The organism is Hymenobacter aranciens (genome assembly GCF_030580865.1).
GTDB lineage: Bacteria > Bacteroidota > Bacteroidia > Cytophagales > Hymenobacteraceae > Hymenobacter > Hymenobacter aranciens.
The window spans coordinates 542,722-566,970 of record NZ_JAUQSY010000002.1 but is presented as its reverse complement, the minus strand read 5'-3'; the positions used below and the strand labels follow the sequence as shown (position 1 = coordinate 566,970).

Below are 24,249 nucleotides of genomic sequence, written 5' to 3'. Positions count from 1 at the left end.
CTCACCACGTTGCTGGTAGCGGTCACGGCATAATCGCGCGGGGCAGCGGCGGCCCGCAGCTCGGCCAGGTTCTGGCCGGGCGCCATGCTCTGCTGCTGGCCCAGCAGCAGGCCGGCCAGCAGGGGCATATACGAGTGGGCGTGTTCGAGGCTGATAAGCCAGGGCGAAGCGGCCAGTTGGGAGACGAGTGCAAGCATCGGGGGTAGCTAAGAGGAACCAAAGCTCCTCCCGGCTACCCCCGATAAAAAGGACAGAAAACGTCCCTACTGAACCACCCAGGGCGGACTGCCGACCAGCGTCAGGGTGCGGTTGTTGCCCGAGTTGTCGTCGGCGGTGGCGCCGTTCCCCTCGGTGAGTGGCCACTGTGCATACAAAGTCGGACGCGGCGCGACCAGGCGGCTCATTTCATTCTGTATCTGCGTCGCGTTCAGGGCCACGGATTCGAGCCGGAAGCCGGCGAAGGCGGCCCCGTTGGAATTCCCATTGTGGTCGGTACCGAAGCGGATGGGGCCGGGGGCGGTATTGATAGCCGTCGTTGCGCGCTCGCCGTTCAGCACCGGCATTACGCCATTGACGAAAAGCCTGATTCTCGTGCCGTCGTAGGTAATCACGAGGCACGACCAGACATCAGCTGGCAGGCTTCGAAAGCAGTTAAAGTCGTTGCTCCAGCCGTTGAACGCGAGGTAGCAATTCCCCTCCGTGATGCTGCCGTAGTAGCGCAGGCTGAAGTCCTGGTTGGCCACCGTGGTGCCGGAGCAGAAAATCGGGATGACGCTCGTGCCCCAGGCGTAGCCCAGCGTTTTGGTGGGCTTGACCCACACCATAATGGTGCGGCTGGCGTTGCCGGCAATCGCCGTCGCGTAGCTGGCATACTTGCCCGGCCCGAAGATGAACCCGTAGTTACTGAATGGCCCCCCGGTGTTCAGGCCGTAGAGGGCGGTGACGGCAGCCGCACTCATACTTTGAGCTGGTAATTATGGCCCACACCCACCAGGAACGCTTTGCCTTGGCGCCGAATGGTATAGCCCGTCCGGCCGTCCTTGTCCGGGGAGGGGCTGGTCGAACGGCCGGCCAGCACGTAAAGCTTGTACGTATTATCGGGTAAACTAAATAGCAGGTCGTTACCTGGGATAGTGTCCGTTTCCACGTGCAATTCCCGCGTGACGCCCTCGACGAAGTCGGCCGGCAGCACGAGGGTGCGCTGGCCCCCATTGCGCAGCAGCCAGGAGGCTTCCTGCAGGCCGTTCCAGGTCGCCGACGACAAAATATCGGCGGTGGCAGCGGTAGGATTATCGAGGAGGCGCACGGTGGTAGGCCAGCTCAGCACCTCCCACTTATCCGACCAAGTAGCATCGAGCAGCGGGCTCGTGGCGCTGGCGTGCGCCAGCTTGGCCACGAACAGGCCGCCGCCGGCGGTGGCCAGCTCATACGGCCCATAGCTGCGTGCCGACCAGGGCTTGGCCAGCGTCGCGCCCAGGGCATTCATCACGAAAGCCGTGGTGGCCAGGCGGGTCGAGCTGTTGCCCACGGCTTGCGTGGGGGCGGTGGGGGTGCCGGTGAAAGCCGGCGAGGCCAGCGGCGCCTTCGCCCCGAGCAGGCCGGCGAGCAGGGCATTGGCCAGCGGGTTGTCCGTCAGCCCGGCGAAGGTGCTGCTGCCGCCGCCGCCGGCCACTGTCAGCGGCGCGAAGTTGCGGTAAATCGGGTCGGTATCGAGACCGGTCGGCGCCGGGTGCGTGAAGCCCACGCTGTTGGCTTTCCACTGCACCAGGCGCGTCTGCCCATCCGGGAAGGTGTAGCGCCGCACGTCGCCAGCCTTGTAGTCCTGGTCTTCCAGCTCCAGCTCCGCGAAGGAGGCCAGGATATCTTCCGGCGGGCCGCTGACCTTCACCCAACTGGCGCGTACGGTCGTGATGGTGTTCAGCTCCTCGTCGATGAGGGCGTTGACCAGGCCCTGCGAGTCCTGCAGGAGCTGGAAGTACACGGGCTCCTTCACCACGCCGGCCCCGCCCGTGGCCGAGTCGACGCCATTGCGGGCCATCGCCTGCATGCCCAGGATGCGGTAGTTGGCCGGGATGGTGTGCAGCGAGTCCGTAAACGGCACCGGGTAAGTGGCGCCCTTCACATTTTTTACCGTCAGGCCGTTGAATGTGGGAAAGGTGCCGAACAGGTCGAGCACCAGTTCGCGCAGGGTTTCCTCGACGATGTTCTCGAACTCGTTATCGGCGAGCTTTTGCAGCCACTTCTGCATGAACGCCAGCGGCGTGAGCGTGGGGGCGGGGGTGATGGGGAGGTTGTGACCCGACATAACTTAGAAAATGGAGAAGGCCACGCGGAAGCCCGAGCGCAGCACCACGGTTTGGCCGGCCTGCACGGTGGCCACCACCTGGCCCGCGCGGTTGCGGATGGTGACGGTGCCACCGGCGCCGGCGCCCAGTTCGATGCCCGACTGCAGCCCGCCCTCTGCCACCTGCCAGGTGCCCAGGTAGGGGCGCGCCCGGCGCACCGTGTCAGCCGCCAGCGTCCAGTCGTAGTTGTTGCGGTTGGTGAAGTCAGCCGTGCCCGAGTCGTAGGTGTCTGTCCAGCTCACCGGCTGCTCGGGCGTACCCAGCAGCTGCACGTGCCCGTTGAGGTCGCGGTAGAGCACCACCAGCTCCTGGCCTTCGAGCGCCTCCAGGCCCAGCGCCAGCTCGGGCGTGTGCCGGGCCAGCGTGCCGGTGAGCCGCTGCTGCCAGAGGTCGCCGTGCCGGCCCTGGGCTTTGGGCGTTTGCTTATAGCGCACCGTGCGGCGCACGCTCAAGGCCTGGTACCAGGTCGTGCCCGGCTGCAGCTGCAGCGAGTCGCGGATGACCAGCTCACCGGTGGCTGGGAAGTCGACCAGGTTTGCGGCCAGGGTGTACCACACGCAGGTCTCCACGCCGCCGTGGTTGTCGGCCGGCACCTGTACCAGATTGCGCAGGTCGTACTCAGGCGCCAGCATAGAAGAATTGGGTCTCGAAGAGGGGTAAAGGCAGTTTCATAAGCTGCTCACGAACAGCGATAAAAGTGTCCTTGTGGGACAAAACGCCTGTTTTTCGGGACAAATCGCCCGTTTTTCGGGACAAATCGCCTGTTTTTCGGGACAAATTCACCGAAAAATTCTTGCCTTTCGGCTGATTTTTTTTCCGGGGTGCCAGGTCAGCATTCCGCTGCACGTCCTTGCGCAGGGTTTCGAAGGCAATGTCCTCCTCCCGGATGTCGTAGAAGGCCATGAAGGAGTAGATGGCATCCTTGATGGTCGAACGCAGGGCCACGGCCTTCTTCACCCACCAGAATAGCTCCGCGCGGAAGTTGTCGTCGACAAAGTCGTTGAACTGAAAAACGGAGTACGCTGACAGGTTGCCCTGCATCAGCTCGTAGTGGGCCCCGTTGAAATTGCGTAGATTCACGCCCAGCAGCCCGGTACAATCCTCTATGCTGGCTTCGTGGCGGGCCGACTTGGCTGGTTTGCGCAGCAGCGCGTTCAGAGCAAAGCCGAAGCGGTTGGTGGTGCTGAGCACGAAATCATCGACGACCAACTCCTGGCCTTCGATGCGCTGGAGCTTGAGATGCACCAGCAGATACTTTAAAATGTGGGGCTTGACGGGGAAGTCGATTCGTTTCACGGCAGGGGCGGGTTTGGACGAAGCAAACCTACCCACCGGGGTAGCGGGGGCAAAGGACGCGGAAGGGGTAAGCACGAGCAGAAGGGTGAGGGGTAAGCCTGCGTCAGCCGTACTAGGCTAATGCCCAAGCAATATAAGGAATCTAATGACGCGGAATGACAAAAGCGCCAGATAAATTCAACAATTGTGTTAGAATTCATTGAACTCGGGAACTGGGGAGCCGCTAAGCGCACCTGGTAGGGTCGTCGAAAACATGCGCCAGATTTGAGGCCTGTTTTCGGGAGTGGTCAGTACCTGTTTTCAAAAAAGCCGCACCCCCTCGTGCGACGGTTTCCTCTCCCCGTTTTCCATTATTTTGAATGTTAATTAATTAAGTGATTTTTTGCCTCGGGAAGCAGGGAAAAAAGGGGAAAAGGAGGGACTTTCCCAGCCTTTTCCCCTCTTATTTTTTTTTCGATTTTAGGTCTTTTCCCGAGTTTTCCCTTCTTTTCCCGAGTTTTCCCTGGTACTTTCCCGATGCGCTTGTTTCTAAAAAAATTATCAACAGGGCTTTAGAAATAGGATAAATTGCATTAGGGGAAAAAGGAAAGAATTTTATTTTATTCCTTCCCTGGCTGAAACAGACCCCGCGCGCCGGGCACAAAAAAAGGGGCGCTAGGCCCCTCTTTTTTAGAAATAGATATTTCCTTCCTTCCCTGCTTAAAAAGGGATGCTCAACTTGAACTTGCTCATGTCGCTGCTGAAGGTGAGGTCGTGTTCATGCTTCCCTCCGAGGTAGCTAATCAGGTGCTGCCGGAAAGCGAGTTCCGATAGCTCCGGCAGCTTGTCCTGGTTAAATAGCCGCAGACCGGCGGATACAGCCAGCGTGGTATCGGCCGGCTGCGCATCGAGCCAGGCGTACACCAGTTGCTCCGCGTTATCCTTGATGGTTGTCTTAAGCACTAGGCGCCGGCTGGCGTCGTCCTGGGCTTCCAGTGTGTCAAGGTCTTCAGCGGTCGAGAGTTCGACGCCCTCGTCGCGCATACGGTCGTAGTTGAACACAAACGCAGATGTCGCATTGGGCTCGTCCTTGAATTTGACGCCCTTCGTGCGGTCTTCCAGGAAGAAGCGGCTCTTGCCGAGGTAGCCGCGGATGGTTGAGGCGTCCAGCGCCTCGATACCCTGCCGGGCGGCCGTCTGCAGGTAGAGCGGATGCACCTTGCGCACGCGCAGGAACAGCTTGGTGATGCCATCGTCTTCCTTGACAATCTTGAAGTCCTTGCCCTCGTGGATGTCGCGGCCGACCATGCTGCCCAGCACCATGAAGTATTGCTCCACGTCGTCGCTGGTGTGCTGAATCTGCACCACTTCCTGCACGCGCTCCATCAGCTTGTCGAATAGTGCCTCCATCGTGAAAGGCAGCTTCAGGCCCGCTTCGTGCAGGATTTCGGCCGTAGTGTAGAGCGTGCTGGCATTCTGTACAGTGCGGTCTTCCGGGTCAACGATGCCCAACACGTCCTGACAGTGCTGCCGGATGCGCCGGGTCACGTCGGGCTCCCGCCGGCGGTAGCTGGTCATCTCCGGGCGATACTGGAGCAGCTCCCGAGTTACGTGCACGGTGGCACCGCTCTCCTGCAGGCCGCGCAGCTCCTCGTAGGCGTCGCGGTCGTTTTGCCGTTTCATCTCTTCCGAGAATTCCAGCACCACACACCGGCTGAGCAGGGCCGGGTCGCGCGTGGGCAAGTCCTGGCCGCACACCACGGCGCTGCTCAGGGGGCGCAGGCTTTTGGTTTCGTTGCCGCCGGTGGCGCGCCCCATCAGCTTGCCGGTGCCGTTGGCGATGCCCTTCAGCAGCTCGATGGTGGGCATCGGCAGGTAGTTCTTGTACTCGTCGAGCATCATGAGCGAGTTGCGGGCCGTGCTCATGTAGCGCTGGATGCCGGTGGCCGTGGCGCCGCCGGCCAGGCGCACGGCCGTCTCCTCCGAAAATTGCCCGAAGCACGATATCAGCGCCTCGGCTGCTTTCGACTTGCCCGAGCCGCGCAGGCCGTAGCAGTGCAGCAGCGGGAAGTAGTTGCCGTTGGCTTTGTAGATGATGTCGCGGTAGATGGCCGAGAGGTAAAAAGCTATCATCACCATGCTATTGGAGCCATAGGCGCGCTGCATCAGCGCCGACCAGGCTTCGAAGCGCAGGCCCTCGATTTTCGTGGGCATACGGAAGCGCCGCTCGTTTTCCCAGTTGTCGTCGTCGTCATCGGTGAGCTTCAATTGTGAGGCAAAGGGGAGAAAGTAGTGGGAGTGGTGCACCACGTCGCCGGCCTCCAACAACTCCTCCAGCTTCTGCTGGCCACCCAGCTTTGCGGCCAGCTTCTCCATCGACTGCAGCACATGCACCTCGTCACCGATGCCCAGGTGCGCCTCGCCCCGCAGCTCGTCCAGCTCCTCGAGCGTGGCCACGGGCCGCTCTAGCCGCACCATGCCGTGTTTGTTCGCCGGAAAAAACCTGTCCTGGAACAACAGGCCGTTGGCAAAGGTGGTGAAGTCGCCGCTCGGGTTGTAAAGCATCGTGCGCGGCTGCACGGCCTCTGGCACGCCGTGGAATAATTTAATCTTGAGCAGGTTTAGCTGCTCGTCGTTGCCCTCGAAGATGAAGTTACCCAGGCGCGCGACGCTCTTTTTGAACGTGGCCACGCTGGTGAAGTCATCGGTGGTGATGGCTATGGTGCGCGACGTGCCGAACATATTAACGAAGCGGCACACATACTTCGGCTCGTTGGCGCTCAGCACGAAGTATTGGATGTCGAAGGTGAAGTTGCAGATGCGAACCTCGGCCTTCTTGGCGTAGCAATAAAAGCAGCCGTCCTTCTCGAAAAAGCCAAAGTCGAAGTATGCGGCCCGGTTGTCGCCCAACTGCTCCAGGGCCTTCTTATCCAGCCCGTCCTGGCCCCGCTTCACCAGCTTGTAGCCCTTCTTAAAGTCGGGCCAGGCGTCGCACACATCGCCGTAGTACACCTGGCGCAGGGTGTCGTCCTCGATTAGCTCCAGCACCTCGCCCATGCGCCGGATGGCTGCAGCCTTATCGTGGCCACCCAAGGCTGCATCCAACTCACATGTCTCAAGCAGGGCACCGGTGATGTACGGCGCCTGGTGTCGCAGCCACGCCTCCAACTCGGCCTCGCTGTGAATCTTGCGCCGCAGCATGTCGTCCGGGTCGAGGCCTGTTTCTGGCACTAGCACGTCGACGCGGAAGCCGGCAGCGGTGAGCAGCTGGGCATTCTTGTGCAGGGCCTTGACGCCCGCCGCGTCGTTGTCGGGCACCAGCACGATGTGGTCGGTGTAGCGCTTCAGCAGCTTTATCTGGTTGTCGGTGAGTGCAGTGCCACAGGGCGCCACGGTATTAGGCATCGACCACTGGTGGAACTGCATCACGTCGATATTGCCCTCCATCAGGTAGGCAAACTTCCGTGTCCGTATGGCGTCAGCGGCCAGGTCGATGCCGTAGAGGTGGTCGCCCTTCACCCAGGTGGTGTCGGGGCTGTTGAGGTATTTGCCGGGCTTAAACGCGGCATCGGGCTCGGGCTCCGTGACCAGGCGCCCGGTGAAGGCAATGACGCGGCCCCGGGCGTCGCGGATGGGGAACATTACGCGGTCTTGGAAGGCGTCGTAGTACTTCGGCTCCTGGTCATCGTGCTCCACCTTCCGCACCAGGCCGGCCCGCACCAGCACGTCGGCCGAGTAGCCGTTCCGGATGGCGTCCTGATAGAAGGCGTCGGACCGTTTCTCGGCGTAGCCCAGCCCGAAAGCGTCGCGCACGGGCTGCTTCAACTTGCGGGTTTCGCCCCAGCGGTCGGGGAGCTTGGTGCCGGCGAAGTAGCCCTGGGCGTAGCTGAGCACGATGCGTACGGCCTCGCGGTCGCGCTGCTCCGCTTCAGCCTTCGCCGCCGCTTCCGGGCTCAGGTTCTGGTAGTCGAGCTGGATGCTGTGGTTACCGGCTATTTCCTTAACGGCCTGGATAAAATCGAGCTTGGCGTACTTCATCACGAAGCCGATGCCGTCGCCGGCGGCACCGCAACCGAAGCACTTAAAAATCTGCTTGCCAGCGTTAACGTGAAAGCTGGGTGACTTTTCGTTATGGAAGGGGCAGCACGCCTCGTGCTTGTGGCCGCGCGACTTGAGCGGGACATAGTGCTGCACCACGGCGACGATGTCGAGCTGGCGTACCTGGTCAATGGTAGAGTCCGAAAGAAGCATAAAAAGAGCTGGTGCTAGGCGAGGATTAAGAAGGGGAGGGGTAGTTGTTTTTTGCGCCGGCTGTAGCGACGGCGTTGTTCGCGTTTGGTCTTCACGGTTTTGCGGTCATGATTTAGGTGGCAGCGCTGGCACAATGCGGCCAGGTTGCTGTCGCTGTGGTTAATCAATCCGTGGTCCAAATGAGCGATGGTGAGCACGATACGCCACGGTTTCGGGCGTTTCTCCATCACTTTCACCAGAACGTCCACATCATCGGCAGGAATATGACTACCAGCAAATTGCTCGGGCGTGTAGAATCTGTCCGTGCGGGGGATGCGCCACCCGAGCAGGTGGTTGGCCAAGCCGCAGAATTTACACCTGTGCCCGTCGCGCTCCAGGATTCGGGGGCGGATTACTGTCAGCCAGTCGCTGGGGTAGTCAGCATAGTTGATGGGCATAACTATCCTTCATTCAGTTCGCTGACCTGCTGGCTCCGGATGAATGTGCCCGTTTTCATCAGTTGGGCAGGATAGAGGCTAGGGTGGGCAGCACAGACTGTACATTGGCTTTGCGCTGTTTACCGCCCAACTGGTATAAAGGCAGGATGGTGACGGGGAGCTTGGTTACTTGCTCCAGTTGGGCCAGTACCGTGCGCATCTGCGGGTCGTCCGGGCTGTCAGAGTAAAGGATGAGGATGCTTTTGCCTAGCATGGTGCCACCTCCTTCCCGACCTCCAGCAGTTGAATCTCGGCCGCTGGCTTATTACTGATGCGGCTCAGCCAGTTGGTTAGCAGAGTGACCTCCGTTGCGGTCAGCTCCTTTTTAGTGGTATTACTGAACAGCTTGTTGAAGCGGCGGAGCGTCATGCCGCTTAGGTGCTTTTCGAGTAACTCCTGGCTGGGAACCATGTGCTTGATTCCCATTTCCAAGAGGACTTTACTTAGTTTATTTTTTGCGTCCATCTGGTTGAGCGGGGTTTTGTGGCCTACAATTTGTTTTTCGGACCTCCGTTATACGCTTTCGATAGGCAAAAGTGTAATTTATAAATGACAAACACAACTTAAAGATGTGGAAAAATGAAATCCGTTTAGGACAAACGACTACACAACTTTGTGTCGTAATGGAATCACGAGGTGAAATAGTCCGCAAGGTTATAAAGGACAGTGGGTTGTCAATCACTAGGATTGCTGAGAAAATCCACATATCCCGCAACCAGTTGTATCTGGATTTCAGCAATCCGGAAATGTCATTTGACCGCATCTTGGCTATCGGCCAAGTGCTGGGTTATGACTTCTCGATGCACTTCAAGGAGCTAGTGAATAAGCCTAGTTCCCAACCCGAGGATGAATCAGTTGCTATGAAGAAGCTCTTGGAATGCCAAGGCAAGCTGATTAGCGCAATGGAACTCCTCGACCGCTACCGATTGAAATATGGAACAGAAATCTGAGGCCACGCTGGAATTGCTCCAGCAGGCCATCGCCGCCGGCCACTTGTATTTTGTCAATGAGGATGCTCAGCCGATTTCAATGCAGGATTGCTTTGACTCTCGCTGCTGGGCTCACCTGCGCAGTGCTAATGATGGCGAGTTTTATGTGCAAGAAATGCCAGGCAGTCGCGAGCTGCTGAAACCCCGCTACTTGGCGCTGCTGGGGCTAGATGTTTAACACGTGTTTGACACGAGCTACTCAACTGACTGTGGGTTACGGCAGTTTTGTGGCCCCTTACGGGGTACCACTAATTACAAAGAGTAGCGCCCCAGCCTGCCCGGGCGCACCGCTATCTGATAAAAACGGCCCTGCTGCTACGTATAGCGGCATATCTTCAGCACGGCAGAGGATAACCCTGGCTTCGTTTTGACCGTTGAACCTGCAGCGGCATGTTAATTATTTTTTGGGGTGTTTTGCTGAAAACCATTAGTTAGCAACTAAAAATTAACATCAGCGCCGCCATTCGGTTTGAGTATTTGTTCCAAAATAAGTACCTTGTGCCTTGAAATGCTAAGCTGCGGTCAAGCCGGTTGAAGCATTTTTGACGCGTTTAATGTCTCTTTAATCTCATTTCCCCTTTTCTTTTTCACTAATGAAGAAAACCCTACTTTCGCTGGGCCTGCTAGGGCTGGCATTGTCTGGCCAGGCCCAGTATCTTCCCCGTTGGGAGACTATCAACCCGCTGACGACCAGCGAAACCCCTCCCGGTACCGGCGTCGCCAGCATCCACACGATGACGCCCACCACTATGTGGGCCACTGCCTATGATGGCAGCGGCACGACGGCTGGCCCTACCGACTCGTATATACGTACCAATTCTGCCGTCGCTCCAGCTGGCGTGAATTTGGTTTACGGCCCGGTTGCCCGCCGCAGCGACCCTGGTTTCCAGACCTCTAATATTTTTGGTCTGAGCGAGCAGGTGGCACTTGCTTCGACGTTTGCCCCTTCTGGGCCCGGTGGTGAGATATTGCGTACCGTCGATGGCGGTGCCAACTGGGCTCGGGTTACCACGGCCGCGAATTTTGCTGCTCCCGATGGCTTCAACAACCTCGTGCACATGTTTCCCGACGGCCTGCATGGCGTATCTTTCGGCGATGCTAACCCTAACACAGGCATAGGTTCGCCCTACGAAGTGCTGTTGACCAGCGACGGCGGCCTGACCTGGACTCGCAACACGAACTCTGGGCTGGCAACGATTGCTGACCCCGGCGAATACGGCCTGACGCGCTCCTTCCATGGCCGCGGTAACACTATCTGGATTGGCGCTGGCCAGCAGGCTCCCCCCACGGGTGGCCCCGGCGGCAACAGCCGCATGTTCCGCTCCACCGACTTTGGCTTAACCTGGCAGACGGCTACCGTGCCTTTTGCGGGTCCGCCGGTTGACATCACGTTCAAAAGCGATTCGGAAGGTCTCTGCATGAACACGGAGAGCAATGGCACCAACATAACCCGGGTAAACCTGGCCCGGACGACGGACGGTGGCCTGACCTGGACCTCGGTAACCCCCACTGGTCGTCTTTATTACTTCGGCCTCGATGCTGCCCAAGGCAAGTTTATCAGCTTTGGCCGCTTCCTGAACGGCACCACGAACTTGTTGGCCGACCGTGGCTACTCCTACAGCACCGACGGCATCAACTGGATTGATGTACAGACCCAGTGCCAGTTCATTTCGATGGACGTGCTCGATGCCAATGCCCAGGGCTATGGCGGCATGTTCACCACCAACACTGATGGTGATGGCGGTGTATTCAAAACCCTCCTTCCTGGTGGTGCATTGGATGGCGTTGTAACTGGTACCCGCAATAATTCTGCAGCAGTGCAGAAAGCCCTCTCGGTGTATCCGAACCCCAGCAACTCGGGCATCTTTACGGTGCAGCTGAATAGTGGCCTGAAAGCCAACACGGCTGTGCGGGTAACCGACGCACTGGGCCGTACGGTGTACAACCGTACTCTGAACAGCGCTTCCTCAGTGAATACCAGTGCTGTGATGCTGGACCTGAGCGCACAGAAAGCAGGTCTCTATACGCTGGAAGTACGCACGGCTGAAGGCACCGCCCAGCAGAAGCTGGTGATTGAATAACGAGCCCTCAGTTGCTTGCAAGTAAAAAAGCCCTTCCAGTCGGAAGGGCTTTTTTTGTATAATCGGGGGTAATGGGAAGGATGCCAAATGAGGCGGAGCAGTGGGATAAAAACAGCGCGGGAGAAGGTGTATTTCAGGGGAAAAAAGCCGAAAAAAAGCTAGGCAAAGTGGGATTAAATTGGTACTTTTGAGTGTTCAGTAAAAGGCAGCCAATGTGGCTGTAATAAGCTAGATTTAACCCCGTTCTGATGAGCGAAGCAACCGAAAGAAAAGCCCAGTCCGACTATTCAGCGGATAGCATCCAGGTACTGGAAGGACTGGAGGCCGTGCGCAAGCGGCCAGCCATGTACATTGGCGATATTGGCATCAAAGGCCTGCACCATCTGGTGTGGGAAGTAGTGGATAATTCCATTGACGAAGCTCTTGCTGGCCACTGCGACCTGATTAACGTCACCATCAACGAAAACAACTCTATCACCGTGCGCGACAACGGGCGCGGTATCCCGGTCGATTTTCACGCCAAAGAAGGCCGTTCGGCCCTCGAAGTGGTATTGACCGTGCTGCACGCTGGCGGCAAGTTCGACAAGGGCTCCTACAAAGTATCCGGTGGCCTGCACGGCGTGGGCGTGAGCTGCGTGAACGCGCTCAGCCAGGATTTGAAGGTGACCGTGCGCCGCAACGGCCACGTGTACGAGCAAGAGTACAAAATCGGCTTCCCGCAGTATGACGTGAAGGAAATCGGCGATACCGAGGAGCACGGCACCGAGGTACAGTTTCTGCCCGACTCGTCGATTTTCACCGAGTCGGAGTACCGCTACGATACCATTGCCGGCCGCCTGCGCGATTTGGCCTTCCTCAACAAGGGCATCCGTATCACCCTCACCGACCGCCGCGACAAGCTGGAGGACGGCAGCTTCCGCTATGAGGAGTTTTACTCGACCGGCGGTCTGCGCGACTTCGTGCTCTACCTCGATGGCAAGGAGCGGCCTTCGCTGCTCTCGGAGCCCATTTATGTGGAAAGCGAGAAGGGCGGCACGCCGGTGGAAGTGGCTATGCAGTACAATACTTCCTACCAGGAAAACGTGTACTCCTACGTCAACAACATCAACACCCATGAGGGTGGTACGCACGTGGCGGGCTTCCGCTCGGCCGTGACGCGAGTGCTGAAAAACTACGGCGACAAGCACAAGCTGTTTGAGAAAGCCAAGGTGGAAATCACCGGCGACGACTTCCGCGAAGGTCTGACGGCCGTTATCTCGGTAAAGGTGCAGGAGCCGCAGTTCGAGGGCCAGACCAAAACCAAACTGGGAAACTCGGAAGTGAGCGGTGCGGTGAACTCGGTAGTGGGTGAAATCCTGACCGAGTACCTGGAGGAAAACCCTAACCAGGCCAACCGCATCATGGACAAGGTGATATTGGCGGCCAAGGCCCGCATCGCCGCCCGCAAGGCCAAGGACATGGTGCAGCGCAAGAACGTGCTGGGCTCGAATTCTCTGCCCGGCAAGCTGGCCGACTGCTCCGACTCGGACCCCGAAATCTGCGAGCTATATCTGGTGGAAGGTGACTCGGCTGGCGGCACCGCCAAGCAGGGACGCAACCGGGCGTTTCAGGCCATCCTGCCATTGCGCGGTAAAATCCTGAACGTAGAGAAGGCCCAGGAGCACAAAATCCTGGAAAACGAGGAAATCAAGAACATGATTACCGCGCTGGGCGTCACGTTCAACGAGCGCAAGTCGCTGGCTTTCGGTACTGACGAAGAGGGCAACGAAACCGGCCCGCTGAACTTCGACAAGCTGCGCTACCACAAGGTCATCATCATGACCGATGCCGACATCGACGGCTCGCACATCCGTACGCTGATTCTGACCTTCTTCTTCCGCTATATGCGCGAGCTGGTGGACCGCGGCTACATCTACATCGCCCTGCCGCCGCTTTACCTCGTGAAGCGCGGCAAGGAGGAGCGCTACTGCTGGACTGAGGAAGAACGCGCTCAGGCTCAGGAAGACCTCGGCCGCGGCAAACCCGAAACCGTGGGCGTGCAGCGCTATAAAGGGCTGGGAGAGATGAACGCCGAGCAGCTCTGGACTACCACCATGCAGCCCCTGACCCGCACTCTGAAGCAGGTAACGGTGGAATCGGCCGCCGAGGCTGACCACCTGTTTTCCATGCTGATGGGCGATGAGGTAGCGCCGCGCCGCGACTTTATCGAGCGCAATGCGAAGTACGCGAAGCTCGACGTCTAGACCGCAGATGCAAACGGATTCAACTGATTGAACGGATATGCCCGCTGCGCGGGCTGGCGTTTGTTGACGGTTGTTTTTAAGTAATAATGGCAAGCGCCGCCCGGGTTGGGCGGCGCTTTTATTTTAAGTTGATTATGCGGCACTTATTGCCATTTTCGAATTAACCCAAAAAAAACTTTTGCCGAAGTCCGTCTGGCAAGGCAGGAGCTTCGTTATTTTGTTGCAACGTTGCGCCAAGTGCCAGCAGCAGCTGGCCTATACAAGCTTCCGTCCGCTGCCGGGCAAGTTGCTCCACCCGCTAAAATCCGTGATTATATGAAACTCTTCAAGTCGGCCGACCTCATCCGTAAAAGCAAGTATATCAGCCGCGACCTAAGCTGGCTGCGCTTCAACTACCGGGTGCTCGACCAGGCGCAGGATGGTAGCCGCAGCTTATTCGACCGGCTGAAATTCCTGGGAATCACCAGCTCTAACCTCGACGAGTTTTTCATGATTCGCGTGGGCTCGCTCTATAATTACCTTGACTACGGTAAGGAGCGGGTCGATTATTCGGGGCTGCGCGAGCTGCCGTTTCGGCGGAAACTGCTCGATTTTGCGCACCGCTTTGTCAATGACCAGTCGCTGACTTACCTGAACGAACTGAAGCCGCAGTTCGAAAAAAATGGCTTCAACATTCTCAAAATGGAGGATTTGACTGAGGTGGAGGTGAAGAAAACGGAAGGGTTTTTTAAGAATACCGTATTCCCGCTGCTCACGCCGATGGTGTACGACTCGTATCACGGCTTCCCGCTGATGATGAATCAAATGCTTATCTTCGGCGTAGTGACGCGTACGGGTACCTCAGCCACTGGTTTCGACTCGGACCAGGAGAAAGGGCATGAGCGGCTCACCTTCGTGCAGATTCCGCAGAATCTAACCCGGTTTTTTGAGCTCACGCGCAAGGATAAGGTGATGTTTGTGCCGATTGAGGAAGTCGTGCGCGAGTTTCTGCCGCGCCTGTTCCGCAACGTGGAGATTGTGTCGGCTAACTTATTTCGCATCACGCGTAACGGTGATTTTACGCTGGAAGAGTCGGAAGATATTGACAACGACTTCATCAAGGAAATTCAGGTGGGCCTGAAAACCCGTAAGCGCGGCCGCGTGGTGCGCGTGGAGGTAGAACCCAATGCCTCGGCGATGATGATGGAAGTGCTGCGTGAGCGTTGGAATATCGACAACGGCAACATATTTGTCATCAACTCGTTGATTGACATGAAGGGGCTGATGCAGATTGTGCGCCACCCCAATTTCCGGGGCAAGGGCACGAAGTCGCCGGCACCAGTGCAGCCGCTAAGCTTGCCGGAAGGGGCGGAGGACAATCTGTTTGAGTACCTCAAGCACCACGACGTGCTGCTACACCACCCCTACAATAGCATCGAGCCGATGGTGCGGCTGTTGGAGCAGGCTGCCGAAGACCCGCACGTACTGGGGATTAAGCAAACGATTTACCGCCTGGCGGATGAGTCGCGGGTATCAGCGGCGCTGCTGAAGGCGGCCGAGAATGGCAAGCACGTCTCGGTGCTGTTCGAGGTGAAGGCGCGCTTTGATGAGGAACGCAACATTCGGGAAGGGGCGCGGCTGGAAAAGGCGGGCTGCTTCGTAATTTATGGTGTGGGTAAATATAAAACGCACACTAAGCTGCTGATGATTATCCGCAAGGAAGGGGAAAAGGTGACGCGCTACGTGCATATTGGCTCGGGCAACTATAACGAGCAGACTTCGCGCCTCTACACCGACATGAGTTTGCTGACGACCAACGACACCTACGGGCACGATGTGTCGGAATTCTTCAACGTAATTACCGGCCATTCGCAGCCTGATGACTATGAATACCTCATCACGGCGCCGAAGGACATGCGGCAGCAGCTTATTCACCTCATTCGGGAGGAAATAAAGAATGCCAAAAAGGGGCTGCCCAGTGGTATCATAATGAAGATGAACTCCTTGGAAGACAAGGAGATGATTGATGAATTCTACAAGGCCTCGAAGGCGGGCGTGCCCATTCGCTTCATCGTGCGGGGCATCTGCTGCCTGCGGCCGGGCCGGGCCGGCCTGAGCGAAAACATTGAAGTGCGTAGCATCGTGGGTGAATACCTGGAGCACGCCCGTCTGTTCTACTTCCATAATGGCGGCGATGCCAAGCTCTTCGCGGGCTCGGCCGACGTGATGGTGCGCTCCTTCGACCGGCGCATTGAGGCGCTGTTCCTGATTGTGAACCCGCAGATTCGGCGCGAGGCCATCAATATTCTCATGCTCAACCTGCAGGACAATCAGAACAGCTATCAGATGCGCGAAGATGGGGCCTATATACGACAACGACCGGCCCCAGGAGAGCCGGTCGTGAACGTTCATCGGGACTTCTTCCGGCGTGATGAGGCGCAATTGGCCGCCGCCACGCCGGAAGGCTTACTGGCCCTACTTGATGTGCAGGCGACGCGTCGCCAAGAGCTGGCCGCGGCCATCGACGCCACTGACGAGCAGGCAGCTATAGAGGCCAGCCGCGATGTCATCTGTGCGGAGGCGGATGCTGCCTTCGGCGAGGGCGATGGGGAGGACGATGTCGCGGACGCGGCGGCCGTCGGCCAGGGATACGAGGATGAGGTGAGCCCCGGTGTTACCAGCCGGTAGCTGATAGCGCAGTTCGGCGGCCGCGCCAGCGGCCGCCGGGTTGGGCCAGGGCTGACTTAGCACCGACTCGGCGGCGCGGTTGGGGGCAGTGGCAAGAGCCGTACGGGCATCGAAGCGCACCGTGACGTAGGCCGAATCCTGCCCGCCGATTTCGAATACGGCGTAGCGAATGGTTGTGATGCCCACGTTGCCGTTGGGAGCGTAGTAGAAGTGGGTGTCGCTGTTTGAAGCTCCGTTAGCCAACACCACAGGCTGGGACGCCGGTGAAGTGCTTACGAATGGGGTATAGCAAATAATGCTGGTGCAAAAATAGTTTTCGGAACCAGGCACTTCTGACAGTACCTGCCGTTGAATACCCAGTTGCAACTGACGCCCGCTGCTGTTGGTGAGAACGACATCGGCTTCCAAATCGAAGGTTTGGTTATAGTTGCCGGTAACCGTTAGCTGTGGGGCACCGCTAATGCTGAGGCCTTGCAGCTGACCCGCGTAACTGGTGAGGGAAATCAGGGCCAATATGGCGATGGCGAAGAAGCGTTGTTTCATGGGAAAAGCGAGGGATATAAAGTAAAAGGGAAAAGTGACGAAAACAAGAGGCCGCTTGTTGCGGGTGTTATACAAGGAAGCCCCGTCAGATGTTCTCTGAGCGGGGCTTCGCGGTTGTCACGGAGCCACTGAGTAGAAGCAGAAGCTTATAGCGGCTTTATGGTTGTTATGGAACTGCCGGGAACATCGGCCCTAGCGAATCACCGACAGACGTTTGGCTAAGCTACCGTCGGCCGTACGTAGCAGCACAGTATAGAGGCCCGGGGCCAGGGAAGCCGTGTTGATGGTCACCTGCTGGCTGCCCACGCCAAACTGCCCGGCCGGGGGCGTCAGCACCGTGCGGCCCAACTCATCCACCACGCTGACGGCCACAGCCTGGCTGCGCAGCAATTCGAAGGTGAGCGCGGCCTGCATGTTGGCTGGGTTAGGCGTCAGAGTCAGCGTTTTCACGTCGTCTGGCGTGCGGGCAGCTAATGGGGCTGTAGCTACCTCCACATCGTCTATATACACGTTGTTGCCGTAGTCGCTAATGGCGCGGAAGGCCAGCATTGCACCCACAGGTACGGCAGCCAAACTCACACTGTGGCCTTGCCACTGATTTTGGGTAGGGCGGAAAGCCGTGGTGCCCCAAACACCGGTGGCCAGCGTGGCGCCGGCGCGCTGCCACACCGGTGTCCAAGTGGTGCCGCAGTCGGTGGAATACACCACGTCCAGAGCATCGTTCGACGTTTGATATTGGGCGTGGGCCACGTAAAAATTCAGGAATTTCGGGCCGGAAGGGGCGTTGTCGGTCGGCAGCAGAATGTAGTTGGTTTCGCCGGCCGGAAAATCGAAGTTGTTGTGCAGTAGCATGTAGCGGCTACGATTGTGAGCCTGCGTGGAGGTGGCATTGCCCGAGATAGTCCAGCTGCGCAGGTTGCCGTTTGCGTCATAGAGCGACCAGAAGGGCGGCATCGTGCCCCCCGTTTCGAAGCCCGTGATGATGGGCAGCGCCTGCGGAGTGGCATCGTAGGCGGTTACGACGAAGCTGTTACGGTCGTTGGCCGTGTTCATGTCGCGCATCCCGTTGGGCTGGGCCACCGAGTCGATGAGCGTCGTCACGCCGGGGGCTACGGTCATGGCGGGCAGCGCCACATTGGTGGTGCCAGCGGCGGCCAGCGTGCCAGTCCAGTTGTAGGTTTGCCAGGCGCTGCCGGCGCGTTTGTAATAAATAGTGGCCGAAGTGAGGGGCGAAGTGCCCGTGTTTTCGAGCGCAACTATCGGGTTAATGGTAGCGCGCGTGGTGGTGCACACCAGCGAAGAAGGCAGGCGCAGCGAAGCGGCTGCGTCGACGCTCGGGGCTACGTAGGCCGACACGGCGGTTTGGGGCACTGCTTTGTCCGTCTCGTTTTGCACCCACACCACCACGCGGGTATCGCCGCTGGCGGCCTTGTTCACGTAGGAGGGCACCCGGCCTTTCAGCACCAGGGTTTGCGTCTGGCCGGTAGTCCAGGCGTTAGCCAGTTGTGTGCCGGCAGCGTTGGGGTACATTTCGCGTACCACGTTGTGAAACTCGCGCTCGCCATTGGTGCCGGGGGCGGTGGCATACTCAAGGTGCTCAATAAGGGCTGCGCGCAGGCGCAGGTTGGCGCCGGCAGGGGCGTAGCCGCTCTGGGCCGACAGGTTCACCGTCACACTTACCGAGTCGCCGTTGGCAATCCACTGGTGGCTGGCCGTGATGGCGAAGGGCGCGGCTACGGCGGCAGCCTGCGTGAGGTTAGACTGAGTAAGGCGGGTGATGTTGCCGTCGCCTACCTGTACGCCGTTGAGGCGGCCATAGGGGGCAAACGGAACGCTGTAGTACGACAGGCGGGCGTTGGTAACGGTACGGTAGGCATTATAGATAGGGCCTGCCGATGGAATCGGGCTCTGGTACTTTACCAGGATAACATTGCTGGGGTTGGCGCTGATGAGTGACCAGAGGGCGGGGTTGTAAGCGGCGCAGGGGCCGCAGTTTTCGCCCGAAAACTCTTCAAAAATGGACAGGCGAGCCTGTTGCGCGTACATAGTGCCGCTACTGGCAGCCAGCACAAGTGCGGTAAGTAGTGTTTTTTTCATCGAGGAAAAAAATGAGAATGGTTGGGTGAAGGGGTGAATGTTGTGTGTCCAAAGATAAGCAAATAAGACGGGTTTCCCAATACAGTTATCGACGGTCGGTAATAAGTGTCTTGTCAGTTAGATGCAGATTGGAAAGCGTAGCGATAGCGCCGCTGTAAAGGCTTCGTACGCGAAGCAGTCAACTACCGCGTAACTTTTAACGCTGCTTATTGTTTTTGAACTGCAAAAGTCTGATTTTATTGATAATGTGCTTTTTTTAGGTAGATGGTGGCAGAAGAAACGTATTGAGAAAAGATTGGTTACCTACTAATTAGATAAGACGCTTTAGGCTTGCAGGTGAACTATTTATTTTACTGCAAACATTCTATTCATCGCACTACAAAACACTACCCTCGGCAATAGCCGTTGTGCAATAAATATGGTGGAGCAATCTGGCAACCTGTCGGTTGCCTTGATGCCTGCGCCTGATGTGCCCAATGCGGATAACACAAGCGAGTGCCAGCACTACTAGCAAAGTATTTGTCAAACATGAAGTGACAGCCAGGTACAGGCAAGGCTGTTGCCAAGCAGGGATACGCCGGCCAAAGCACTTGGAATAGTGTTTGCGTAGTACTTTTAGAAGCCCGGCCACTGTTTATCGCGGCGTGCCGGATTTCTTCTTTCTCAGGCTCTCTATTTTTCATGAAAAAATCTACGTTTCTCGCAGCTGTTGTAGCGCTGCTGGCGTTGGGCGCCACCCCTGCGGCCCACGCCCAGTCGGGCTCCTCGGCCCCGGCCCAGGGCGCCACCCCAAATGACGCCGACCTGAAAACCCGTAAGCTGCCCGCCGTGACGGTGCGCACCCTCGACGGCAAGCCCATCAGCACTAGTGCGCTGCCGGGGATAGGGCAAGGTAAGCCCGTCATCATCAGCTTCTGGGCCACGTGGTGCAAGCCCTGCATTGCCGAGCTCAGCAACATCCACGAGCTGTTTCCCGACCTGCAGAAGGAAACCGGTGCCACCCTCATTGCCATGAGCATCGACGACGCCCGCAACGCCGCCAAAGTGGGCCCGCTGGCTAAGGGCCGCGGCTGGGAGTACCCCGTATACATTGACCAGAACCAGGACCTGAAGCGCGCCCTGAACGTGAACAACGTGCCGCATACCTTTCTGCTCGATGGGGCCGGCAACATTGTGTGGCAGCACAATGCGTATAATGAAGGCGACGAAAATTACCTGCTGGAGCTAGTGCGCAAAGTGGCTAAAGGCGAGAAGATAAGCCAGTAAGCAACTGTGGCGGTAGTAAACGATTACTGCCGGCTAATAAGATTTAACCGGGAAAACCCAGCCGAAAGCGTTATCTTTCGGCTGGGTTTTCTATTTCCTGTTTCGATGAAAAACGCCTACCGCAGGCTTTCCACCGCTTTTGTTCTGCTGGCCCTGCCGCTAGCCGTCCACGCCCAAAGCGGCAATAATCTGCTCGAAGGAGCCCAGTTGCACGGCGACTTTCAGACCGACATCCAGAGCTACAAGGCCGACCCCGCCATCGGGGCGCCCGAAGTGCCGGAGCGTATCCGCAACAACACCTTCGCCAACCTTATCCTGACGGCGGGCAAGTTCTCGGCCGGGGTGCGTTACGAAGCTTACCTGCCGCCGTTGCAGGGCTTCGACCAGCGCTACAAGGGCCAGGGTATTCCGTACCGGTTTGCTACGTACGATGCGGGCCGTCTGGCCGTCACGGTGGGCAACTTCTACGAGCAGTTCGGCTCGGGGCTGGTGTTTCGGGCCTATGAGGAGCGCAACCTGGGTATCGACACGTCCATTGACGGGCTGCGGGTGCGCATCCAGCCGGTGCGCGGCGTACGGCTCACGGGCCTCATCGGCAAGCAGCGCTACTTCTTCGACAAAGCCCCGGCTACGGTACGCGGCGTCGATGCCGAAGTCAGCCTCAACGACCTGCTGCCGGGCCTCGATTCGGCGGCCACGCGCATCACGGTGGGCGGCTCGTTTGTGAGCAAGTATCAGGAAGCCACCACCTCGCAGTACCTGCTGCCGGAGAACGTGGGCGCCGGTGCCGGCCGCTTCAACATCAGCAACGGCGGCTTCAACTTCAACGCTGAATACGCCCGCCGGGCCAACGACCCTTCGGTAGCCAACGACTTCATTTACCGGGCCGGCGAGTCGCTGCTCATCACCACCAGCTACGCCCGCAACGGCTTTGGCATCGTGGGCGGCCTGAAGCGCGTCGATAACTTCGATTTCCGTACCGACCGTAACGCCACGGCCAACTTGGCCCGGCTCAACTTCCTGCCCGCCCTCACCAAGCAGCATACTTACCTGCTGGCCGCCAGCATTTACCCCTATGCCACTCAGCCACTGGGCGAAGTGAGCGGCCAGCTCGAAGTCACTTACCATGTGCCCAAAGGCGGCTTTGGTGGCCGCTACGGTACAGATATCTCGCTGAACTACTCGGGAGTAAATGGCCTGAAAACCGACTCGCTGCATGATGAGAACGGTGCGCGCCAAGGCTATACTTCGGGCTTTTTTACGGTAGGCAGCGCCCGCTATTTCCGCGATTTCAACGTCGAAATCCACCGCCGTTTCACGGCAAAGCTGAAAATGAATGCCATGTACGCCCGCTTCGTCTACAACAAAGACGTGGTGGAAGGCGTGGCCGGTTTCGGTATCGTCGAATCGCACGTGGGCGTGCTCGACGTAGCCTATAAAATCACCCCCCGCCACAGCCTGCGCGGCGAGCTGCAAACTCTGCAAACCAAGCGCGACCAGGGCTCCTGGATGGCCGCGCTGCTAGAATATTCCTACTCGCCGCACTTCTTCGCCACCGTTTACGACCAGTATAATTACGGCAACCCCGACCCGGAAAAGCAGATTCATTACCTGGTGGGCCAGGTGGGTTATATTGGTGGCACTACGCGCATTGCGATGGGCTACGGCCGCCAGCGCGCGGGTATTGTGTGCGTGGGCGGCGTGTGCCGCTACGTGCCAGCCTCCAATGGCGCGACGCTCACCATTACCAGCTCCTTTTAAGCTAGCAGCCTCACAAACCGAACAAATTGCAGCCGGCAAGCTGTTGTACTTCAACTTAAGTAATCTATTCCCGTCAGGGCGACGTTATGAAAAAGATTTCCTTTGCCTGGGTGGCGCCGGCGGTGCTGCTGACACTGGGCGGACTGGCTGCGCTGCCGGCTTGCGACGTAATCGACAACCCGCAACCGGAGAAAGTGACCCTATCGGCCGGGCGGCGCGATACGCTGGCGCTCGACTCGGCTGAAGCCCTGCTTCCTGCTGGGCCGGTAGTGCAAAATGTGCTAATCGACGACTACACTGGCCAGTACTGCGGCAACTGCCCCCGCGCCGCCCACATGGCCGACTCGATGGAGCGCAAGTATCCCGGCCGCGTGTTCGGAGTAGAAGTACACGCCACCGATTACTTCGCTGCTCCACGGGCGCACTTTCCCATCGACTTCCGTGCCGAGGGCGTGGCCCGCGACCTGGTTTGGCTCGACCTTGACAACCGCGGCTTGCCTCAGGGCGCCGTAAACCGGGCTCCCTTTCCGGAAGCCAACAATAGCCCGATAGCCACTTTCTCCCTGTGGCCTAATGCCGTGGCCAACCAGTTGGCCCTCAGCCCCACGGCTGAGCTGCGCGCCACGCCGCTGTTCGACCCCGTTTCGCGGCTGTTGCGCCTGAAAGTGAACACCAAATACCTGGCGGCCCGGCCGGGCGTGAAGGTGAATATGGGTATCATGGTGGTGGAAGACAGCGTAATTGGCGCGCAGAAAGATTATCGTCTGAACCGCAGCCTCAACCCTGACCAAACTACCGAAAAGTACAAGCATCACAATGTGTTGCGGGCAGCCATACCGGGCATCTACGGCGCGCAGCAGGTGATGGGACCCACGGCTGGGCAGCAGTTCACCACTTACCTCGGCTATTCGATGGCCGATACCACCGCCCACGCCCCGACGGCGGCGGCGCCCAGTAAGTGGAATGCGCGCAGTTGCTCGGTAATCGTATTCTTGTCCGATGCCGACTCGCACCAGATTCTGCAGGTAGTAAAATCGAAGTTCCAGTAGATAAGCTGCGACCCTCGCGCGGCTTACTCACTCAGAAAAAGCCCTTGGCTCCGGATGGAAGCCAAGGGCTTTTGTCTGTGAGGAGTACTTAATCAACACTATTGGGCGTATTCTGCACGTCGGGCACGGGTAGCACGGCGGGGTGGCCAGCCTCGGGGTTCATCTCGTCGAAAAACTCCTCAAACAAGGCCTGCAACATGCCGTCCTTGAGGCCGATATCGGGCACTACCATGTGGTTGACGCCCGCCCATTCCATGGCCGAGAGGTAGATGTGCCCGGCGGGCACAATCACGTCGGCGCGGTCAGGGTTGAGCATGGCCACGTTTACCCGCTCGCTCATGCTGAGGCCCGAGAGGCGGGTGAGCACGCCCTCGATGGCGCGGCGCGTGACGTGGCGGTCGGGCGCGGCGGGGGTGAGGCTGTAGATTTTGTTGATGTTGCCGCCCGTGCCGATGGCGCGCGTCACATGGTATTGGCGGGCATTGTGGCGCACCCAGGCTTCCATGCGGGCCCAGAGCTCGTCCTGGGCGATGGTGTTGGGCTCGCCGCCCTCTTCCTGCTGCATGCGGCGAATGGAGCCAATTTCGAACGACTCGGAGGCTACCTTGCGGCGGTCGTGGTAGATGTTGAACTCGGTGCTGCCGCCGCCCACGTCGATGTGCAGGTAGTGGCGCTTGTCTTCCAGCACATGCTCGATAACGCGGTTGATGTAGAATGCTTCGTCCTGCCCGTCAATAATTTTGATAGACATGCCCAGCTCCTCCCGGATGCGGTTGGCCAGGGCCGCGCCGTTGGCCGCCGAACGCATGGCCGAGGTGGCGCAGATGAGGTAGTGGGCTACATCGTGCACCTCCATCAGCAGGCGCAGCGAGTGCAGAAACTTGACAAACTTCTCGGCCTTGGCCTCCGAAATGCGGCCGGTGGCAAACACGTCTTCGCCCAGCCGCATGGGGTAGCGCACATATTCGACGCGCTTGAGGCGGTAACGTCCTTCGTAAAACAGCACGGCCGAAATCTGGCAGCGCACGGCGTTCGAGCCAATATCAATGGCGGCGAGCTTGCGGAGCGGAAAATTCATACCCGTAAAGGTACGGCGGCGCTTGCGGCTGGTTGGTTAATTTTCGCCGTTGACAATATTGACCATAGTAATTACAAAAAAAGCCGCAGTTGTCAAGTAAAACTTGACAACTGCGGCAGTAGTCCGGA

19 protein-coding genes are annotated in these 24,249 nt (G+C 58.5%); 8 read left to right on the top strand and 11 right to left on the bottom strand.

Going from position 1 to position 24,249, the window contains the following annotated elements; all coding sequences use genetic code 11:
* The 9 genes from Q5H93_RS04530 to Q5H93_RS04490 all read right to left on the bottom strand — a co-directional run.
* On the bottom strand, positions 1–197 hold a 197-nt coding region (locus Q5H93_RS04530; protein WP_305005303.1), incomplete at its 3' end, for a hypothetical protein.
* Between the two features lie 66 nt (positions 198–263).
* Complete coding sequence (locus Q5H93_RS04525) at positions 264–959, bottom strand: LamG-like jellyroll fold domain-containing protein (protein ID WP_305005302.1); 696 nt, start codon at positions 957–959, stop codon at positions 264–266.
* Entirely contained in the window at positions 956–2,305 is a 1,350-nt protein-coding gene (locus tag Q5H93_RS04520; RefSeq protein WP_305005301.1) for a hypothetical protein, read from the bottom strand. The genes Q5H93_RS04525 and Q5H93_RS04520 overlap by 4 nt, the downstream gene beginning before the upstream one ends.
* A gap of 3 nt (positions 2,306–2,308) precedes the next feature.
* Entirely contained in the window at positions 2,309–2,977 is a 669-nt protein-coding gene (locus tag Q5H93_RS04515) for a hypothetical protein (protein ID WP_305005300.1), read from the bottom strand.
* A complete protein-coding gene (locus Q5H93_RS04510; RefSeq protein ID WP_305005299.1) occupies positions 2,964–3,641 on the bottom strand; it encodes a hypothetical protein in 678 nt (225 codons plus the stop codon). The genes Q5H93_RS04515 and Q5H93_RS04510 overlap by 14 nt, the downstream gene beginning before the upstream one ends.
* Before the next feature lie 699 nt (positions 3,642–4,340).
* The gene (gene dnaG, locus Q5H93_RS04505; RefSeq protein WP_305005298.1) at positions 4,341–7,871 is read right to left on the bottom strand and encodes a DNA primase; all 3,531 of its coding nucleotides are present in this window, start codon (positions 7,869–7,871) and stop codon (positions 4,341–4,343) included.
* Between the two features lie 14 nt (positions 7,872–7,885).
* Positions 7,886–8,212, bottom strand: a complete 327-nt coding sequence (locus Q5H93_RS04500) for a hypothetical protein (RefSeq protein WP_305005297.1) — start codon at positions 8,210–8,212, stop codon at positions 7,886–7,888.
* Between the two features lie 154 nt (positions 8,213–8,366).
* A complete protein-coding gene (locus Q5H93_RS04495) occupies positions 8,367–8,561 on the bottom strand; it encodes a hypothetical protein (protein WP_305005296.1) in 195 nt (64 codons plus the stop codon).
* Complete coding sequence (locus Q5H93_RS04490) at positions 8,555–8,773, bottom strand: hypothetical protein (protein WP_305005295.1); 219 nt, start codon at positions 8,771–8,773, stop codon at positions 8,555–8,557. The genes Q5H93_RS04495 and Q5H93_RS04490 overlap by 7 nt, the downstream gene beginning before the upstream one ends.
* Before the next feature lie 197 nt (positions 8,774–8,970).
* On the opposite strand from Q5H93_RS04490, the gene Q5H93_RS04485 reads away from it, so the two are divergent.
* The 5 genes from Q5H93_RS04485 to ppk1 all read left to right on the top strand — a co-directional run bounded on the left by Q5H93_RS04485 (position 8,971) and on the right by ppk1 (position 16,327).
* A complete protein-coding gene (locus tag Q5H93_RS04485) occupies positions 8,971–9,297 on the top strand; it encodes a helix-turn-helix domain-containing protein (protein ID WP_305005294.1) in 327 nt (108 codons plus the stop codon).
* Complete coding sequence (locus tag Q5H93_RS04480) at positions 9,281–9,514, top strand: hypothetical protein (RefSeq protein WP_305005293.1); 234 nt, start codon at positions 9,281–9,283, stop codon at positions 9,512–9,514. The genes Q5H93_RS04485 and Q5H93_RS04480 overlap by 17 nt, the downstream gene beginning before the upstream one ends.
* 415 nt (positions 9,515–9,929) lie before the next feature.
* Positions 9,930–11,417, top strand: coding sequence for a T9SS type A sorting domain-containing protein (locus Q5H93_RS04475; protein ID WP_305005292.1), 1,488 nt, complete (start codon positions 9,930–9,932; stop codon positions 11,415–11,417).
* Positions 11,418–11,665: 248 nt separating this feature from the next.
* Positions 11,666–13,660 (top strand): DNA topoisomerase (ATP-hydrolyzing) subunit B, encoded by a 1,995-nt coding sequence (gene gyrB / locus Q5H93_RS04470; RefSeq protein WP_305005291.1) that lies wholly within the window; start codon positions 11,666–11,668, stop codon positions 13,658–13,660.
* A 315-nt stretch (positions 13,661–13,975) separates the two neighbouring features.
* The gene (gene ppk1 / locus Q5H93_RS04465; RefSeq protein WP_305005290.1) at positions 13,976–16,327 is read left to right on the top strand and encodes a polyphosphate kinase 1; all 2,352 of its coding nucleotides are present in this window, start codon (positions 13,976–13,978) and stop codon (positions 16,325–16,327) included.
* Positions 16,328–17,062: 735 nt separating this feature from the next.
* Here the strand turns inward: ppk1 and Q5H93_RS04460 are convergent.
* Positions 17,063–18,967, bottom strand: coding sequence for a T9SS-dependent choice-of-anchor J family protein (locus tag Q5H93_RS04460; protein WP_305005289.1), 1,905 nt, complete (start codon positions 18,965–18,967; stop codon positions 17,063–17,065).
* Between the two features lie 681 nt (positions 18,968–19,648).
* Between Q5H93_RS04460 and Q5H93_RS04455 the strand changes: the two genes are divergently transcribed.
* The 3 genes from Q5H93_RS04455 (at position 19,649) to Q5H93_RS04445 (ending at position 23,043) form a co-directional block, all read left to right on the top strand.
* Positions 19,649–20,233 (top strand): TlpA family protein disulfide reductase, encoded by a 585-nt coding sequence (locus Q5H93_RS04455; protein ID WP_305005288.1) that lies wholly within the window; start codon positions 19,649–19,651, stop codon positions 20,231–20,233.
* 105 nt (positions 20,234–20,338) lie between these two features.
* Positions 20,339–21,994: a DUF6029 family protein gene (locus Q5H93_RS04450; RefSeq protein ID WP_305005287.1), complete on the top strand. Its 1,656-nt coding sequence runs from the start codon at positions 20,339–20,341 to the stop codon at positions 21,992–21,994.
* A gap of 86 nt (positions 21,995–22,080) precedes the next feature.
* On the top strand, positions 22,081–23,043 hold the full coding sequence (locus Q5H93_RS04445; RefSeq protein ID WP_305005286.1) for an Omp28-related outer membrane protein: 963 nt from the start codon (positions 22,081–22,083) through the stop codon (positions 23,041–23,043).
* Between the two features lie 88 nt (positions 23,044–23,131).
* Here the strand turns inward: Q5H93_RS04445 and Q5H93_RS04440 are convergent, their stop codons facing one another.
* The gene (locus Q5H93_RS04440; RefSeq protein WP_305005285.1) at positions 23,132–24,121 is read right to left on the bottom strand and encodes a Ppx/GppA phosphatase family protein; all 990 of its coding nucleotides are present in this window, start codon (positions 24,119–24,121) and stop codon (positions 23,132–23,134) included.
* Positions 24,122–24,249 lie beyond the last annotated feature (128 nt).